The sequence below is a fragment of the Kosmotoga arenicorallina S304 genome, from assembly GCF_001636545.1.
Lineage (GTDB): Bacteria > Thermotogota > Thermotogae > Petrotogales > Kosmotogaceae > Kosmotoga_B > Kosmotoga_B arenicorallina.
Window position 1 is genome coordinate 21,103 of record NZ_JFHK01000003.1, and the last position, 18,361, is coordinate 39,463.

Annotated in this window: 11 protein-coding genes; 6 read left to right on the forward strand and 5 right to left on the reverse strand. The window is 41.4% G+C overall.

Annotated elements, in window-relative coordinates; all coding sequences use genetic code 11:
* Positions 1-11: 11 nt before the first annotated feature.
* The 5 genes from AT15_RS01820 to AT15_RS01840 form a co-directional block, all read right to left on the reverse strand.
* A complete protein-coding gene (locus AT15_RS01820; RefSeq protein WP_068345800.1) occupies positions 12-4,106 on the reverse strand; it encodes a glucoamylase family protein in 4,095 nt (1,364 codons plus the stop codon).
* 15 nt (positions 4,107-4,121) lie between these two features.
* Positions 4,122-6,476: a GH36-type glycosyl hydrolase domain-containing protein gene (locus tag AT15_RS01825; protein ID WP_068345801.1), complete on the reverse strand. Its 2,355-nt coding sequence runs from the start codon at positions 6,474-6,476 to the stop codon at positions 4,122-4,124.
* A gap of 69 nt (positions 6,477-6,545) precedes the next feature.
* Complete coding sequence (locus AT15_RS01830; protein WP_153019683.1) at positions 6,546-7,559, reverse strand: LacI family DNA-binding transcriptional regulator; 1,014 nt, start codon at positions 7,557-7,559, stop codon at positions 6,546-6,548.
* A 235-nt stretch (positions 7,560-7,794) separates the two neighbouring features.
* On the reverse strand, positions 7,795-9,570 hold the full coding sequence (locus AT15_RS01835; protein ID WP_068345803.1) for a S8 family peptidase: 1,776 nt from the start codon (positions 9,568-9,570) through the stop codon (positions 7,795-7,797).
* 458 nt (positions 9,571-10,028) lie between these two features.
* A complete protein-coding gene (locus AT15_RS01840) occupies positions 10,029-11,060 on the reverse strand; it encodes a M42 family metallopeptidase (RefSeq protein ID WP_068345804.1) in 1,032 nt (343 codons plus the stop codon).
* Positions 11,061-11,190: 130 nt separating this feature from the next.
* On the opposite strand from AT15_RS01840, the gene AT15_RS01845 reads away from it, so the two are divergent.
* The 6 genes from AT15_RS01845 to AT15_RS01870 all read left to right on the forward strand — a co-directional run bounded on the left by AT15_RS01845 (position 11,191) and on the right by AT15_RS01870 (position 18,349).
* A complete protein-coding gene (locus AT15_RS01845) occupies positions 11,191-11,880 on the forward strand; it encodes a VanZ family protein (protein ID WP_153019684.1) in 690 nt (229 codons plus the stop codon).
* Between the two features lie 96 nt (positions 11,881-11,976).
* Positions 11,977-12,597, forward strand: a complete 621-nt coding sequence (locus AT15_RS01850; RefSeq protein ID WP_068345808.1) for a TetR/AcrR family transcriptional regulator — start codon at positions 11,977-11,979, stop codon at positions 12,595-12,597.
* Positions 12,590-13,444 carry an ABC transporter ATP-binding protein gene (locus tag AT15_RS01855; protein WP_068345810.1) on the forward strand — a complete coding sequence of 285 codons (855 nt, stop codon included), beginning with the start codon at positions 12,590-12,592 and terminating at the stop codon, positions 13,442-13,444. Before AT15_RS01850 ends, AT15_RS01855 begins: the two co-directional genes overlap by 8 nt.
* Positions 13,444-14,460, forward strand: coding sequence for an ABC transporter permease (locus AT15_RS01860; RefSeq protein ID WP_068345812.1), 1,017 nt, complete (start codon positions 13,444-13,446; stop codon positions 14,458-14,460). Before AT15_RS01855 ends, AT15_RS01860 begins: the two co-directional genes overlap by 1 nt.
* A 9-nt stretch (positions 14,461-14,469) precedes the next feature.
* Positions 14,470-15,468, forward strand: a complete 999-nt coding sequence (locus tag AT15_RS01865; RefSeq protein ID WP_068345815.1) for an ABC transporter permease — start codon at positions 14,470-14,472, stop codon at positions 15,466-15,468.
* Positions 15,469-15,658: 190 nt separating this feature from the next.
* Positions 15,659-18,349, forward strand: a complete 2,691-nt coding sequence (locus tag AT15_RS01870; RefSeq protein WP_068345817.1) for a sensor domain-containing protein — start codon at positions 15,659-15,661, stop codon at positions 18,347-18,349.
* Positions 18,350-18,361: the final 12 nt, after the last annotated feature.

The following is an 18,361-nucleotide window of genomic DNA, read 5'->3' on the forward strand; positions in this document are numbered from 1 at the left end:
CTCCAACCTCCTTACTTGAGGGTTAATGTGCCCCAATTTTCAGGATTGGCCCATATTTCCGGCAAATTGTTCCATGAAATGATGTTTTCTCTCACATATTCACCCAGACCGGCGTCTTTTTCGTTTGAATTGTGAATTGTGTAGCAGAAGCCAAGATTCATACCAGAAGCCGGCTTTAAATTCAGGTATTTTACAGGAACTTTGAGTTCAAGGTCGTATCCATAGTCAGTCCTTTTTGTTGCGACTTGAATTTCAGGGGCAACATCGGAAATCTTTCCAGGATTAGCATCTTCATGTCTCACAATTTGCGGATTCCCTTCTGTATCAAAGGGCAATATGGCAAGTTTCATAATTCCCGCATCTGAACCTGCTCTTGATGGATCTATATAAAACTCTACGGAGTCTGTACGGTAGAACGCTCCCAGATCTGTGGGCTCTATATTTATGACGAGGTATTCGTCATAAACCTTTGCGGCCATATACAAATTTTCTGCATCCCACATTACATAGAAAGTGCTGTGAAGCACCTGCTTGGTTTTATCTACTTTCTTTATGCCTCCAGCCGGAACATTCATTTCTTCGTTCACAACGTAACCTTGAATACCTTCCCATTCATCGAGATTGCCATCAACCTTTACAGGCTCAGTAGCTTCAATAGCATATGCAACTTTTTCAGCAGGGGCACGCATGAGCTTTTCAAACTCTTCCTGATACCAGGGAGTTATAGCGTAATCCACTTCCTTCTCAACAAAACCAAGAGCTTTAAGGGAATCCTGAATGTATTCGCTTTTCATGAAATATTTCCATATCAATCCGCTACGATAGTTTTCAAGCATTAACACGATATCTCCAACGTCGATACCAACGAACTCCTTTGAAACCCAATTTGCATCGGCATTAAATCCGCTTACGAATCCATATTTCCCCCAGATAATAGGCCCATATTTTTCTAGCATGCCTCTAATTGCTGATATTGAAAGGTCAGGAGTAAACACTATGGAAGCAATTGATGCATAAGGGGCTATCGTTCCATCATGATTGTCTTCTGATGCACCGTATGCTTTGTAGCCATTAGGACCATCACAGGCGCTTAGTCCCCAAACATCAGCATCGTATGTTTCATAGTCAAACCTTTTCATAAAGGTGAAGAGCCAGTTATATCTGGTAGCAACTTCAGCGTTGTTGAAATAGTTTGCGTATTTATCTACTCTGTTCCTGAAATCTACCCATACATTAGGATACTGATAAACAAAAAGCGTTTCCTGGGGTAAAGATATGTAGGTATCATGCACTGGTCGATAAATTTTGTCCCAGGATTCTGGTGGAATGGGATAAGTTGGGGAACCCACCGCGAGTATATAAGCAAGAATACCCTCGTTAAAGGAATCCCAGCGAGCACCGAGAAATCCTCCTTCAGGTTTCCATCCCATTGAAAGAACCCCGTCATCTGTCAGCATCCATTGCCAGTTCACGTTCCTGTACAGCCGATCGGCCAATTCCTCTATTTCCGTCCCGGCGAAGTATTCTTTAACGAATAACACACCAGCCATCAGGAGTGCCGTATCAATAGATGAAAGTTCACAATCCCAGGCTCTTTTCCCGGTGTTCATGTCAACAAAATGATAGAAAAATCCATTTTTCCCTTCGACTTCTCCATCTGCAAAGGTCTTCAAAGTGGTAAGAACTCTTTTATATCCTTCTTCTCTACTTATCCAGCCATTTTCTATACCAACGGGTATAGCTGTAAGCCCGAATCCAACTGCAGCAATACTCGCTGGTGTGTCCTTTCTCGTTCTGTCTTTTATAAGCCCGTTTTCTGGATTGGCTTCATTCCAGAAATAATAGAAAGCTTTCTCCTCCACAGCCGCGAGCAATTCTTCATCATCAAGATTCAGCAGATCTTCCACTTCTTTCACAATGGCAGGGTCGGCCATCTTCATCCGATCCTCGAAAGTGAGTGTTTTCATAGTTTCTACATAAAGGCCATCTATATAAAAAGGCTCAGTAAGCGGAATTTTGTTTTTTTCCGCATCGAAACCCGCAAAAGCCAGATATACCATGTATTTGTTGTCGGGTTTGATTTCTTTCATGCTACCCGCAAGTTCAAAACTGATTTCATTCCAACCTGCTTTGGCTTCATCATTCGAAAAGACGCCACCTACCCATGCCCAACCTTCAGTAAGATCGGCCATACCAAAAAAGAACATGGTTGGAATGAGTTTTGTGCCTTCGGGAATATAAAGGTTCATCGTTATCTTGTTGCTTTGGCTCCATAGCTCTATCTTATCCTGAGGGATAGGCATAGCTACCTTTGTTTCCGGGGCCTCTCCTGATGGAATGACCTTCATTGAACCTGTACCCTGGATGACAAAATCTTCCGAAAGCTCAAAGGAAGCTCCTGTATTGTCATTGTTAAAAGTAGCCAGTTCTTCAGGAGCATCCATTGACCAGATATAGTTTCGAACGATTTCCTCTTTGACTTTAATAAAAAGGCCATCAATATTGAACGGCTCATTCAAAGGCACTTTGCTATTATCATCACCAATTGCAGCAAAGGCAAGGTATATGGTGTACTTGCCGCCTTCTTTTACCTTTTTCATGTTGTCTGACAAAGTAAAAACTATCTCATTCCAGCCTGGCACAGCTTTCGATTCTGAAAATACTCCATCAACCCATGCCCAGCCATCGCTAAGATCTGCCATTCCCATAAAGAACATTGATGGTAGCAGTTTTGTGTTTTCGGGAATGTAGAGATTGAGAATAATTTCCTCCGCATCAGCCCATTTTTTTAGCATGTCTTCTGGTATGTTAAGAGCCACTTTCGTTTCTGGAGCATTGCCGGAGGGAATTACTTTCATTGAAGCCATTCCTTGGATGAAGTTATTAGTGTCAAGCTCAAATACGGCTCCTGTGTTGTCGTTGCTAAACGTGGCAATCTCTTCCGCTGTATCCATGTTCCAGATATAAAGGCCTTTGGGAGCTTCAGCAGCTTGAACAGGTTCTTCAGTTACTTCAGGCTTTTCAACTGTCTTTTCGACAGCCAATGCTGGTTTAACAACATACAAGCCATCAACATAGAAGGAATCCTGGAGAGGGATCTTGTTGCCTTCTTCTTCTCTGAAAAAAGAAAGGTAAACCACATATTTGCCATTTGATTTTAGGTCTTTCATTTTGTCAGTGAAATCAAAAGTAATCCTGTTCCAGCCAGGTGCGATGCCATTTGTTGAAAAAACCCCGTCAACCCAATTCCAGCCGTCAGTGAGATCAGCCATGCCAAGAAAGAGTTTATTTGGTACGGATTTCGTGCCGTAAGGAATAAAGAGGTTCATGGTTACATTTTCAGCCTGTGCCCAATCGGCTATCTTTTCAGCTGGGATTTGCAAGGCCACTTTTGTTTCAGGCGCTTTCCCCGACGGCTTTACTTCCATAGATGCAACACCCTGTGCAACATACTTTCTCGATGCGCTAAATGCAGCTCCGGTATTGTCGTTGTTGAAAGTGGCGATCTCTTCCGCTGTATCCATGTTCCAGATGTAAGAATTTTCAGTGAGTTCGCCTGAATTTTCTGCGACAAGCGCATCAACATAGAAAGCACTTTCAAGGGGCGTTTTCGCACCTTCAGTTTCCTCGAAGAACGAGAAATACAACGTATATCTTCCATCTGACTTAATATTCTGCATAGGCTTGCTGAGCTTGTACAATAAGGTATTCCAGCCATCACTTACTTCAGTTTCGGAAAACACCCCATCAATCCATGCCCAGCCGTCTTTTACATCTGCCATACCCAGAAAGAATTTGTTGGGTTTTGTCTTAGCATTCGGATCAATAAATACAGATAATTTCATTACATCCTTGCCTGCCAGCTTCTCAAGAGACTCACCTTGAAGGGTTATGGCAATTTTTGTTTCAGGAGATTGTCCGCTTGGTAGCACTTTGACTGAATATTTTCCCGTCACAGCAAGGTTGCTGCTTTGAAGAAACAGTGCTCCTGTGTTGTCGTTACTGAGATGGCCAGTAACATCGAGCGGATCTACAAATTCAACAGCACCCATTGCCGTCAATGCTAGAATTAGAAAAAGAAAGATGTTGAACTTCAGATACTTCATGTGTACCCCTCCTTTTCAAATGTGGACTTCCACATCCACAATTTTTTTATCACTGTCATGAATAATGGTATTGCCGTCTATTTTTTCCCCACAAACAATGATTTCCCTTTTTTCTGTAGGTGTACGCTTTATGGCAATATTGTATTCTGTCCCTCTGAACCTGCGTTTTACTAACACCTGATCCCATTCTTTTGGAACCATTGGATTAATCTTCAGCCCTTCCCATGTTGGGATTATGCCCAGCACACCTTCTATACCAGCAATGAAATACCAGGCTGCTGAACCCGTATACCAGCTCCAACCACCTCTTCCGAAATAGGGGGAGTCAGGTCCATCAACATTACCGGGAGTAACATATGGTTCAACCATGTATTTGTCCGGCTCCATTCCTCTATATACGGGCATGAAACTTCGATAGATGTTGAAGGTATCAGGGTCTCCCATTTTTGCTGCTGCGAGCACAGCCCATGTACCTGCATGTGTATAAAGGCCACCGTTTTCGCGCGTGCCAGGGGCGTACCTCGTCAAATATCCAATTTCAGGATCGGGGACAGTATATGCCGGATAAAAAAGTATAGGTCCATATTCCCTGAAAAGGATTTCTTTGGCAGATGCGTAAGCAATCCTTTTCCTGTCATCAGGCGCAGTATCATTCAAAATTGCCCATGTTTGAGCATTTAAGAAAATCTTCCCTTCCAGGTTTTTTGAACTGCCTATGGGCTCACCGCTATCTTTATAAGCCCTTAGATACCACTTACCATCCCAACCGTGTTCATTTAACGCCCTTTTCAAACCTTCCGCTCTGGTAAAATAATTGCTCTTTCTTTCGAAATCTTTCATGACATCAGCCACAACTTCAAAATCCTTCAACACCCCATAGAGAAAATGGCCTACCCAGATGCTTTCACCTTTTCCTTCGGTTCCAACGGCGTTCATGCCATCATTCCAATCTCCATCCCCTATAAGAGGCAAATCATGGCTACCGAAACGCATTAGCATATTGTCAATGGCTTTTGTGCAATGTTCGTAAATCGTTCCTTCGCCCATATCGCAATAAGGAACTCTCTCCATCAGTAATTCAAAATTCCCCGTTTCCTTGAGATATCTGGCTGTTATAAAGGGCAGCCATAAAAGGTCATCGGAATATCCAGAGATATTGCCCTCCTCACTTATAGGATGCCACCAGTGGTAAACAATCCCTGATGAAAACTGATGGCGCGCATGCAGCTTTATTTGCTCACGAGTAAAATCGGGATTGAGATAGAGAAAAATCTGGCTATCCTGAAGTTGATCTCTGAAACCATAAGCTCCGCCGGTTTGATAATAGGCCGTTCTTCCCCATAGTCGTCCGGAAATCGCTTGATATTTGAGCCAAACATTATTCATAATATCAAAAGCCCTGTCGGGTGTTTCAACGGTGAATGTACCCAAAAGCTCCGTCCAAAATGATTTCACGCTCTCCAATTCTCTATTTACTGACTCTTCTGATGAAAACTTCACAAGTATTTCGCTAAGAGATTCATTCTGATTTATTGCACCCAGAAGGTAAATGATTGTTTTTTCCTCACCTGGCTTTAAAATAATTTCATGTTTGAGAGAAGCAATTGGGTCTTCCCAACTCCCGAAAGTTTTGTGAAGCTTGTCCAGGACAACAGCCTCAGGCCTTTTCAATTCACCGTACCTTCCAATAAAATTCTCTTTTGATCCATCGGCGCTATGTGGCGCCAGGTTTGATGCAAAGAAAGCCGTGTATTCCCAATCCCTGTTCCAGTGTTGGCCTTTCTTATTTACCAACTCCCAAAGCCTTTTGCGGGCGATTATGCAATTCATCTCTTCATCATACTTTGTCTCGATAAAACTCCTGTGAAATTCTCTGTGCCAATCAGGTGCAGCCCCAAGATTCCATTCAAGATAAGTAAAAAGAGAAAGCCTTCTTTCCGATTTGCTGTCATTTTTTAATGTGAGAGTCCAGATTTCAACAGGGTCTTTCCTGGCAACGAATATTCTCAATTTCGAAAATATATCGAAATATCGCGTTCTAAACTCTGAATACCCCAAACCGTGTGAAAGCTCAAACTGCTGTGGTGTTAAACAGACAGGTTTCCATGATGGAGACCAAAATTTACCCGAAAGGGCATCACGAATGTAAATATATTTACCCCAATTGTCTCTGATAATATCCTGGTTCCACCTTGTTATCCTGTTCAACGAAGCGTGGGTACGCCAGCTATACCCTGATCCTGTATTTGATACCACAACACCATAATCGCCATTAGAAATGACGTTAATCCACGGACGGGGTGTTTTTGGAGTTTTTATAATGTACTCCCGATAATCCTTTGAAAAATATCCATAACCATTGTCAAACATTTCTGTGCCTCCTTGTTAATTTAGCATGCTTCGTATGAAACCGGTTACATAATGTGCGAGAAAGCAATATCATTCAAACCTATTTTTAAAACAGCCGCATGATTCCCTTACAACAACATTCGTATGCAATTTGACTTTCATAGGCGCTTTATGACCATTATCTGAAAGCCTATCCATTATTAATCTTGCTGCAGTTCTGCCAATATCATACATAGGCTGCCTTACTGTGGTAAGAGCGGGATTTATGTGCTCTGCCCAGGGCGCGTCATCAAATCCAACAATAGCTGGCATATCAGATAGCGAATATCCGAGCTGCTTGGCTTTGTGGATTATTCCAAGCGCCATTTCATCATTTGAGGCAAAAATGGCTTCCGGCTTAGCAGAAAATATTGATTCAGCAACCATTTCGGCTCCTTCTCTTGTGAAATTACCGCAAAACACAAGTTCATCATCACACTTTATACCCCATTCGGTAAGGGATTTTCTGTATCCTTTAAATCTCTCCATGCCATGGTAACTATCAAGCGGTCCTCTTACAAATGCAACTTTTCTGAAGCCATGCGTTTCCAACAGGTGAAGCATCATAAGACGACTCCCTGTTTCATTATCTGCTGAAACAGTGTCTATCGGAATTTTCTGATATTCTCTCCCCAAATACACACAGGGCTTCTTTATCCTTGCCATTTGTTGCACAAAGGGTTCATCTGCTTCCGGATCGAAAACGATGAGTCCATCCACACGCTTTTCTTCGAGTAGTGATTTGTATTTTTTGCGAGTTTCGTTCTTGTTCTTTGATGCCTCAAAAGTCATTAGAAGCATGTAATATCCATCAAAGGCAAGAACATCTTCAATACCGCGTATCACTTCCATGTAAAAGGGCCCTGATGTTGAGGGAAGCACAAGACCTATCGTTCTGGTCATGCTCTTGCTGAGATTAACAGCCCGAGCATCGGGCACAAAGTTAAACTCCCTTACGATTTTCATAACTTTCTCACGGGTATTTTCAGAAACATACCCGCTGCTATTTAAAACTCTTGATACTGTAGCTTTGGATACACCAGCAAGCTCTGCAATTTTTGCCATCGTTATCCTCAAAGAATCACCCCGTATGAAACCGGTTACACACAAATAATACCACCAACAACTTTCCAAACAAAACCCTTTCTTCGATTATTATCAAAGAAAATCAGCCTTTATGGGGAAACAGACCTCATTAAATGAAAAAAGCAGGAAAATCCTCTTCCGAAGAATCTCTTTAATGGCAGTTCACGAGTTTTTGAATTTAACAGCCTTTGCGATCTAGAAAGACAAACGCATATTAATGCAATTTATCATAATGAGCTTCGATCAATCCCCTCTTGTATTCAAGCATCGGTTTGATTTCTTTTGCACTTGGTTTGTAGTTTTCATTTATTAGCACACCAAAGGTAAAGTTCGCCAATGATTGACCTCCATCTGAAACGTAGACGGCCAAAGCTAAGCCTTCATCGGGATCCCCTCCACTGTAACCGTAATACCCGTATAAATCTCCATAACTTAAATCGCCATCGTGATCAAAATCCTGCCATGCAAAGACATAGGACTCCGAATAAGTAACTGGCAACACGTAAGAACCGTCATCATTCACCAGGGAATAGTTATCAAGATTCCCTTTTTTGTTCGTACTGAACACTATTAAAGGCTCCCAATTATTGTAATATGTTACTGCTTCATATGCATCTATCAAACCATAACCATAGTAGTTGTCGAATCCTACACTTCCCAAATCTGTTGCGGTGTTTCGAAGTATCGATCTTATAGTTTCTACACCCACGATTCCATTTGAGATCATCAGGGCTATTACCCCGGTAACATGAGGAGCTGCCATTGATGTTCCATGAAGAAAAACATATGGATGAGCATAGTTATCATCAATGCTCCAGCTCGTACTTAGCACTCCATCTGAATATCCATCTCCATTCTGGTCAACGGTGAGATCACCTCCCGGAGCCACAAAATCAAGGGCTGGTCCAAAATTTGAATAATAAGACCTTGTCAAATCATACCTTACTGCTCCTATGGCAAAGGTGGTTGAATACTGTGCGGGATATAAAAGGCTGGAATTGTCATTTCCCGCTGAAGCAACAATTATTGTGTCATTGTAATAAGCATAATCGCACGCATCTTCCATTACAGTACTCGGTGAAGACCCTCCAAGACTCATATTTATAACCTTTGCGCCATGCTCGACAGCGTATATTATTCCCTGAGCAACCTGAAAATTTGAGCCACCTGAAGGTCCAAGAACCCTTACTGGAAGAACCTTAATGTTTGAAAGCCCACCCCAAGTTACGCCTGCAACTCCAAGGCTATTATTCGTGAAGGCAGCTATTGTACCTGTAACATGCGTTCCGTGACTCCACTCAGAAGGAGCACCCGGATCTCCCGGATCTGATGGATTGCCATCATTATCGATGAAATCATAACCATTTAAGAATATGCTGTTCAGGTCCGGATGGTCAAAGCGAACGCCCGTATCAAGAACAGCTACAACCACATCAACACTCCCTTTTGTGGTATTCCACGCCTGAGGAAGATTTATGGCTGCATAATGCCACTGTAAATTGTAATATGTATCATTTGGCGCAATGGTGCTTGCAATTTCAGGGGATATCATTTCAAGGGGTTTGCAAATACCATTTCTTTCGATGTTTATTATCCAGGGATATGCCTTCAACTTTTCTTTAAGGTCCTCTGGAGATAACTTAGATTCAATCAACATATACTTGAGAGAACCGTCTGCCGTGGACAAAGTGCTTTTTACAGACAAAGATTCATACCATGCTTCAGCTTCTAAGGCAGCTTTCATCTCGCTCATGTTATGATCGACATCCAGTTTTATAATATATTCACCCACTACGTGTTCATTTGCTTGTTCATAAGAAACATCTGCAGAGCCATAAGGGATACTTTCAGAAGAGCTCACAACGTATCCATCGTAGGGGGTGATTTTGCCATATATTTCTCCGGTAATTCTCGGGATAAGGGGAATACAACTCACGATTAAAAGCAGAAATGAAAAAATGATAATAAGTTTTGTCAATTTTCTCCTCATCTTTCTCACATCCTTATATGAAATAACAACCGGGTTTCCAGTTTACGCACCTGCTTGCGTTTTCCAAGGAAAGCCAGTAAATAAGATTTGGGCTCTAAATCCGTAACAATTTTTCCGAGAACCAAGATATGTTGATTTTGCTAAAAGACTGAAAATTTGCTTTGCAAGGGAGCAAATACTGATGTCAAATATATTGAGGCATTCTTTAAGGGGAGCACTGTGAAAGCAAGGCTTTTTCACAAAAAAACAGAATGCTTCATTTGAAGAACTTTTATGACTATACAAAGCTACCATTAAAGACGTTGAATTTGCACGTGTAATCTCTAAATACAAATTCCACTCAAGTGCAAAACTTGAATTGTTTGAATTTTATTTTATCATGATTTTCCTTTCGCCAATAGTAAATTTTAGACTCTGCTCAGAAAAAAGCTCTAAAAATCTGAATCAAAATATATACTCTATCCGTCTTTTAAATACGACTCGATAAGTTTTATGGTGTTTTCAAGCGCTTTGTAATGTGTCCTTTCATATCCGTGTGAAGCTTCCACTCCGGGTCCGATGAGCCCAAATGTAACATCGTATCCTGCTATCAACGAAGCCTCCACATCGGAACCATAGAAGGGGTATATGTCAACCGAATAATCGACCCCTGCCTTTCTGGCTTTTTCCACTAATCTCTTCACAAGCCTTCTGTCATAAGGCCCACCAGAGTCTTTAGCGCAGATCGAGACCACATATTCATCTGTACTGAGTGTATCACCAACAGCCCCCATATCCACTGAAATAACCTCAACAGAATCAGAAGGAATGCCGCTGGAAGCACCATGCCCCACTTCTTCGTAATTTGAAAAGAAAAGATAGGTTTTTCTTGAAAGCCTTAACTTGCCTTCGCTGACATCTTTCGCCACAGCAAGGAGGATCGCCACACTGGCTTTATCGTCAAGATGCCTTGTTTTTATAAAACCGTTTTCCGTAACCACGACTCTTGGGTCAAAGGAGATAAAATCCCCGGCTTCTATGCCGAGTTTTTCAAGGTCTTCACGGTTTTTTACTATTTCATCCAGCCGGACTTCCATATTAGAGGGTTTTCTTTCAATCTTTCTTGCATTTTCAAATACATGAACCGAAGGCGCCACGGTTTGAATTGTTCCCGTATATACTTTGCCATTCTTAGTATGGACTTCGCAGTTTTCACCTTCAATGCTGTTCATCATATAACCGCCTATGGGGGTTATTTCTACCCTTCCGTTCGATTTAAGGGATTTTACCATGGCACCCAGTGTATCCACATGAGCTGCGAAGGTAACGGGGTTTCCCTCTCCACCAATACAAACATAGCATGCGCCTTTATTGGTGTACTTTGGTTCAAAACCCAACCTCGAAAGTTCTTTGCCAAGATATTCAATAGCTTTTTCAGTGAAACCAGATGGGCTGGGAATTTTTACCAAATCCACCAGTTTTTCAACTACATACTCTTTCCCATAGTTCATATATCCACCGTCCTTTGTCACGAATTTTGTGGCATAACCATTTGAAGTATATCAGCTATCTGTTTTTTACTCGGGCGGATTTTTTAAAGAATTTTCGCGATGAAATCTCAAAAGCTGATAAAATAATAACATGACACGAAAAACATCTATTTTTCTCATTATTTCATACTTTGTTTTCCTTTTGTTTCTGTATTTCATGCCCTTTAGCCTTTCAGGCAATGGCCGCAATTCAGATAAACTCGTTCACTTTTTCATTTTTGCCTGTGGGGGCTTGTTGCTTGTTGTTATCGAGAATTCCGGCAACAAGAAAATGCTCGTTTTTCTGGGTGGCGCGATTTTTCTTTCCGCTTTTGCCCTTGAACCGATACAGGGGCTGTTGAAATACAGGGTATGTGATGTAAAGGACGCTTTCTCAAATTTCATCGGGTTAGGGACTGTATTGCTTGGATACCAATTTCTTAAAGTAGCAAAACGCTTTCTTGTTTTTTCATTGATTATACTGATACCTTTCTATCTCTTTTTTTCCTTTGTCCAGTTGCGTGGAGTATTCAAAGAAAGTTTTGGAATCCCTTCACACCTGTTTCTCGATTTATTGTTATATTTCTCCATAACATACTTAGTGCTGATTATTGGCATGACACATAAAATCAAAGCTGTTTTCTGGGTTTTTTTTATACAAATACTGATGCTTCCCCTCATAATAAATTATCTACCCTTTGACACGGAATACTCAGTTTCATATCCTGTGTTCTCTTATTCTGGAACCGCGGTTGCGGCTTTTTTGTTCTTCTTTCTGAAAAAACGCAAAGTACGGAATTAGATATTCTTCTATAACGAGGTTTTGCATTCTGATCACCTGTATGATACAATGTGACCGTTAAGTCATATGACCATACGGTCATTTGGAGGTGTACAAATGCCAAAGAAAACCTTTTTTAACTTGCCTCAAAGAAAGCGTGAAAGGATTATCAAAAGCGCATTGGACCTCTTTGCTTCAAACCCTTATCACGCGGTTAGCGTAAACCGCCTTGTTAAAGCAGCAGGTATTCCAAAAGGAAGCTTTTATCAGTATTTCCAAGATAAAAAAGACCTTTTTCATTATCTCATTCAGTTGATATATGTTGACAAAGTCAAAAGGCTTCGTGAGGTATTAACAAGCACTTCCAATCTCTTTGAAATTCTAAGGGCTATGACCTATGAAGCTGTGGAATTTGCAAGGGAAAATCCTGAATATACAGCCATTGCAAACAGACTAATGATAGACCCTGAACTCAAAAGAGAAATTCTACATGATTTTACGCAAGATGGCAATGGGTTCTTGGAAGAACTCATCCTTCGCAGCTATGAAAAAGGCGAGCTTGATACAGATCTTGAACCCGAAGTGCTCGCACGCATTATCACCTCTGTTTTTCAGGCAATGGGAGATTACATTTATGAAAAGTCAAGAGATCTAAGCGCAGAAAAATCGAAAGAGCTGTTCATTAAGGTAATTAACCTTCTCGAACACGGATTGAAAGGATGTGGGAAAGATGATTAATGTTGAAAATCTCTTCTATTCTTACACTAATGATGAAAGATACGCGGTAGAAGGAATAAGTTTCCAGATCAATGAAGGCGAAATTTTCGGTTTTCTGGGCCCTAACGGAGCGGGAAAATCAACGACCCAGAAAATTCTAACGGGACTGCTTCCTGTCCAGAAGGGGAAAGTAGTAGTATCAGGCGAAGATATCAGGAAAGTTTCAGGAAGCTTTTACAACATGATCGGGGTTTCTTTTGAACAGCCAAATGTGTATATGAAGCTTACCGGATACGAAAATTTGAAGTTTTTTGCAAGCATGTTCGATGTGCCTACGGAAGACCCTTACGAATTGCTAAGGTTAGTCGGGCTCGAAGAGGCCGCTCACGATAAAACAAAGACGTACTCAAAAGGGATGCTTCAGAGGTTGGTTTTCGCGAGGTCTCTTATAAACCGCCCCAAAATATGGTTCCTCGATGAACCCGTATCGGGGCTTGACCCAGCCACCGCTTCGCAGATAAAGGAGCTCATCAAGCATAAAAAAGAGGAAGGGGTGACCATTTTTCTCACCACGCACAATATGCACGTGGCGGAAGAGCTTTGCGACAGGGTGGCATTTATCAATGCTGGCAAGATCGTCCTGATAGACACTCCGCGAAATTTGAAGCTTAGATACGGAAAAAAGCTCGTCGAAGTAGAATACAGGTCTGACGGTAAAATAGAAAGAGAGCTTCTTTCAATGACCGAAGCCGATGACATAGAGAGAATAAACAAACTCATAAGCTCGGGAAAAATGGAAACCATCCACAGCATGGAAGCCTCCCTTGAAGACATATTCATCAAGGTAACAGGCAGGGGGCTGGTATGATGTTCAAACGCATTCTGGCTAATGTAATCAAGGATGTAAAGCTGGGCTGGCGCAGTTATTTTTTTCTGATAGTTATAGGTGTTGCCCTTGGTTATTTTCTGATTATTAGCTTTGTGTTGCCCGAAAGCGTCGAAGAAGGCCTTAAACTGGTTCTTTATGATGAAGCGGGCACCATTTATATCCCGCAATCTGAAAACCTTATCATTGCAGAAAACAGGGAAGATCTTGAAAACGAAATGGGGAAAGACTTCAACATAATCGGCGTAATAATCAAAGCATCAGGGGATCCGGGGGTAGAATTGGTTTTTCAGGGATATGAAAGCGAAAGGACAAAAGAAATCGTTAGGCTAATGCTTTCTAAACTGTTTACAGGCGATATAGGAATCGATGAAGATATCACCATGGAAACCCTTAATCCGGAGATTTCCATAAAAGTCCCTATGAACAAGTGGTTTCTTCCAGTGCTTCTCTTGATGGAAGCCGTCTTGCTGGGGGTAGTGCTTGTTTTTGCGATGTCTATCAGCGAAAAAACTGAAAAAACGCAGACAGCTTACATGGTCACCCCCGGCAGGGCTCTGGAAAACCTCATTGGAAAAATCGTTCTCTTTGAGATTCTCGGCTTGCTTTTCACTTATATTCTAACGCCTCTCGTGGTAGGAACCGATGCTAATTATCCGTTCCTCACTCTGGTAGTAATAGTTGGAAGCTTTTTTGCCACTTCCTTTGCGCTCATTTTCGCTACCTTTTACGACAATATGTCCCAGGCGCTTTTTCCCATGATGGCCGCAGCTCTATTTTTCGCTTTGCCTGTGGTGAGTTATATCTTTCCAGCCTTTACGCCTATGGTTATCCGTTTGATACCAACATATCCTATCCTGATAACCTTAAAAGAAGCCGCTTTTCCGGGTTATGTAGGTTCATTAAGCTTGCCCCTTCTCCTGTATCCACTTGTTATGGGAGCGATTTCGCTATGGCTGGCAACAGTGCTTTACCTAAAAAACGCGAGGAAAGGGTGAGAGAGGATTATGAAAAGGTTAATAAGGATCTTTGAGCGAGATTTGAAGAACAGCGTCAGGGACAGTATGCTCCTTTATATCTTAATTGCTCCTATATTGCTCGCGGTGTTGCTCAGGGCTTTTATTCCCGCTGTAAGAGACCTATCCATAGAATTTGGCGCGGTTGAGCCCCTGAACCAGACACTTGTGGAAAGAATCGAAAAATTTGCCCCGGTCACCTTTTTTAGCAGTACCGGAAAACTTATGGAACGCATTGAAGGGTATGATGATTTTCTTGGTATTCGCATGGAAAAAGGAAAACTGATACTCATTGCCCAGGGAAACGAACCCGAAGAATATCTTTCTCTTGCATCGGAGATATTATCCTATTCCCTTAATCCATCAGGGAAGCTTTTATCTTTTACCGAAAGCGAACTTGGAAGAAAGCTCCCTCCTCTTTCCTTATATGGCTTTGTCCTGGTTATAATAGGGTCATTCCTTTTTGGAGGTATGATTATAGGTTTTAATATTATAGAGGAAAAAGAGGAAGAAACGCTGAAAGCACTTCAGGTAACGCCTATGGGCACTTTGGATTTCATCGCCGGTAGAAGTTTGATAGGCTTTTTAGCACCTATTTTTCACGCTTTTGTGGTAGTGTGGATACTTGGGATTTCTGAATTTAACCCACTGATGCTTTTTATACTCACTATCTCTGGTTCTGTGATAGGAGTAGTCTTTGGATTCTGGATTGGAGTCATCAGCACTAACCAGATGAATGGCATAGCGAACATGAAAATAAGCTTTTCCGTGCTTGTGCTTCCGGTATTTCTCGCTATGACTTTACCCGAAAAGAGCCACATTTTTCTGTATTGGGCTCCTACATACTGGACCTTCATTTCGGTGAAAAACCTGCTGCTGCAGTTGCAAACCTGGCCCGGCCTGTTAAAAGATATCACTTTAATCATAGCCACTTCCATGCTTTTTGTCCTGGCAACCTTTAAAAAAATAAAAGCAGGTCTTTTATCTTAGGCGATTGAAATAAATTTATGTTTAAACAATTAAAATACATTAATTGTTCATTGCATTCGTGCAACAAATTGCCGTTGGCTGTTTTTCGGGGAGTTGTTTGTTATAAAATTCATATGATGAATCATATCAATAGTTTGATACGAAAATCTATACCATATATTAAAAACAAGCAATGGGGAGGAGTAATTACGTGGAGAGAAAATTTCACAAAGATAGCTCACAAAATCCTTCCAAAGGCTTTGCTCCGAAGAATGATATATCCCAAAGCGAGTTCTCTGATTACAAAAATATGCTGAAAAGCCCCGAAAAATTCTACCGACTCGTTCACGATGCGATAGACCTTTCTCTTTTTGAGCTTGAACTTCCAGAAGGCAGAATTTCCATTACGCCGGATCTTTTCAGAAAATGTGGGTACAACTATGGGGAGATCCCAGAAGATCTTGATTCTTTAAAAAAACTCATTCACCCAAAAGAAATCCCGTTGATAGATAAAACTATCGAAGAGCTTCAAAATGGCAAACCCAGCGCACGAATTGAAGTGAGGTTCAAAGCCCGTGACAATTCCTGGAGATGGTCAAGGGTTTTTCTTTGGGTGGAGAAAAGAGATCCATCCAGCAATTCATTAAAGCTGGAAGGTATAATTCTTGATATCACACCTTTGAAAGAAAGAGAAAAACTTCTGGAAGCCAGAGAAAGATATATCCAAAGCATGCTCAATGCGCTTCCAGATATGATGTTTGTAATTTCAAAAGAAGGAGTTTACCTTGATTTCAGAGTAATCGAAAGCTCGAAACTTGCCTTCTCTCCGGACGAAATAGTTGGAAGCAAGATAGACGATGCAGGTTTTTTCCTGGATGATCTCAAAAAGTTGAAAAGTGCGATTAGCAGGGCATGTGAAACCGGGGAACTGCAAATTGTGGATTACTGGCTAACGACCAAAGCTGGCAAAGGATATTATGAAGCCAGGATAAGCCCAATTGATAATCGAAAAGTTCTTTTAATAGTGAGAGACTTTACCCAGCAAAAAAAAGCCCAACAAAAGCTCGCAAAATTGAACAAGCTTAGAAAGCTCATTATCGAAAGTATAAACGACACGTTGTCAGCTCCTGTGGAAGCGAATCCTTATCAGCTTTTTCTGGAAAAGATGTTCGCCACCATTCCGGAAATTGGTAAAGCAACGCTGTTTCTAAAGAAAGATGAAAAGCTCGAAATCGTTGCTTCTACCAGTATTAAAAAAGCTGTGGGCCTATCTTTGCCTTATGAGGTTTCAAATGCCTACAATGGCATTGAACCGGCAATGTTTGAGTTCGCTGAAATAGAGCGTTATTTACCGTATGGCTTCACTTCAACTCTCAAAAGCAAAGGACTCGTGCCTGCTGAAAAGCTTTTACTAGTTCCCATATTAACTGAAGGGAACAGGGTAGGCTTCCTTGTCCGGCGAACGAAAAAAGGAGAAGCGCTCGACGAAGAGTTGAAAGAGATTCTTGTTCTCATCTCATCACAGATCTCGACGATTTATAAAAGGCTTCAACTGGAGGAAAATCTCAGAAAAGAACAAAAAAAATACAAGTACCTGGCTACTCACGACATCTTAACAAGGTTGCCTAACCGAAGAAAGCTGGAAGAGCGTTTTGAAAGGCTAAAGCTTTCCCATGGCCGTTTTGCTTTTGTATATCTCTCTTTAACCAAATTCAGGAGGATAAATGGAGCCTTTGGCCACATGTTTGGAGACGCCATCCTTGTAGATGTTGCCGAAAGGCTTGTAAAACTCTTTGGCAGCAAAAAAAGAATTTGCCGGCTGGAAGGAGCCAATTTTTTCTTGATGTTCCCAATAACCAGCAGAAAACAAATAGAGGAAATCACCAAAAAAATAAAAACAGCCTTTGCCATACCTTTCAGAATCATGGACATAGGAATAACACTGAACCCTTTTATGGGAATTGCTTTATATCCTGAAAATGGCTTATCTTTCGCAGAACTCATTCAAAACGCTGAGATAGCAGCCCATACAGCCGAAAAAGAGGGAAAGGAGCTTTTCTATTTCGATGAATCAGCGGGTATTGATTTAAGCCGAAGAATCTTCATTGAACAGGAGTTAAGAAGAGTATTGAACGGTGAAGAACAAGGGCTTGCTCTTAATTATCAGCCAATAGTGAACCTTACCACGGGTAAAGTAGCATCTCTTGAAGCCCTCACAAGATGGAACCATCCAGAAGCCGGATATATTAGTCCTGACGTTTTCATAGAGATCGCGGAAGAATCCGGCTTGATACACTTGCTTGGCAAAAAAGTGCTTGATATAGCCTGCGGACAGGCAAGAAAGTGGCTCGAAAAAGGGATACAGGTTCCTATATTCATCAACCTCTCTGCACTGGAGCTTCATAGAGATGATATCGTCTCACAGATAAGCAAAAGCCTTGAGAAGTACAATATACCGGGAACCACGTTGGGCATAGAGGTTACCGAGAGTGCTCTGGTAAAAGATCCTGAAAGCGCGATCCGAAAAATAGAAGCGTTGAGGAAAATGGGGGTATCAATTGCAATTGACGATTTCGGTACAGGTTATTCTTCCCTTAATTATCTCAGGTTTATGTCTATAAACCATCTGAAAATTGATTTGTCCTTTGTAAACGATCTTAAAGAGAAAATCAAAGACAGTTCTAAAACAGTTACCATTATCAAATCAATCATTGCCCTTGCCAACAGCCTTGGCTTTTCTGTTGTGGCAGAAGGTATTGAAACAGATTTCCAAAGGCAGTTCCTCAAAAAGCTCGGTTGTGATTACGGGCAGGGTTATCTATTCTGCAAACCCGCTGAGGCAAGAGCAATAGAAAAACTCCTCACAAATGAATTTCGTTCAGAAAACCCGATAATTTCCTGAACTTCCTGTGCC

What these genes read in the sequence shown, in the direction of transcription:
- AT15_RS01820 (WP_068345800.1), bottom strand. Translation starts at nt 4,106, where the DNA reads ATGAAGTATCTGAAGTTCAACATCTTTCTTTTTCTAATTCTAGCATTG.
- AT15_RS01825 (WP_068345801.1), bottom strand. Translation starts at nt 6,476, where the DNA reads ATGTTTGACAATGGTTATGGATATTTTTCAAAGGATTATCGGGAGTAC.
- AT15_RS01830 (WP_153019683.1), bottom strand. Translation starts at nt 7,559, where the DNA reads ATGGCAAAAATTGCAGAGCTTGCTGGTGTATCCAAAGCTACAGTATCA.
- AT15_RS01835 (WP_068345803.1), bottom strand. Translation starts at nt 9,570, where the DNA reads ATGAGGAGAAAATTGACAAAACTTATTATCATTTTTTCATTTCTGCTT.
- AT15_RS01840 (WP_068345804.1), bottom strand. Translation starts at nt 11,060, where the DNA reads ATGAACTATGGGAAAGAGTATGTAGTTGAAAAACTGGTGGATTTGGTA.
- AT15_RS01845 (WP_153019684.1), top strand. Translation starts at nt 11,191, where the DNA reads ATGACACGAAAAACATCTATTTTTCTCATTATTTCATACTTTGTTTTC.
- AT15_RS01850 (WP_068345808.1), top strand. Translation starts at nt 11,977, where the DNA reads ATGCCAAAGAAAACCTTTTTTAACTTGCCTCAAAGAAAGCGTGAAAGG.
- AT15_RS01855 (WP_068345810.1), top strand. Translation starts at nt 12,590, where the DNA reads ATGATTAATGTTGAAAATCTCTTCTATTCTTACACTAATGATGAAAGA.
- AT15_RS01860 (WP_068345812.1), top strand. Translation starts at nt 13,444, where the DNA reads ATGTTCAAACGCATTCTGGCTAATGTAATCAAGGATGTAAAGCTGGGC.
- AT15_RS01865 (WP_068345815.1), top strand. Translation starts at nt 14,470, where the DNA reads ATGAAAAGGTTAATAAGGATCTTTGAGCGAGATTTGAAGAACAGCGTC.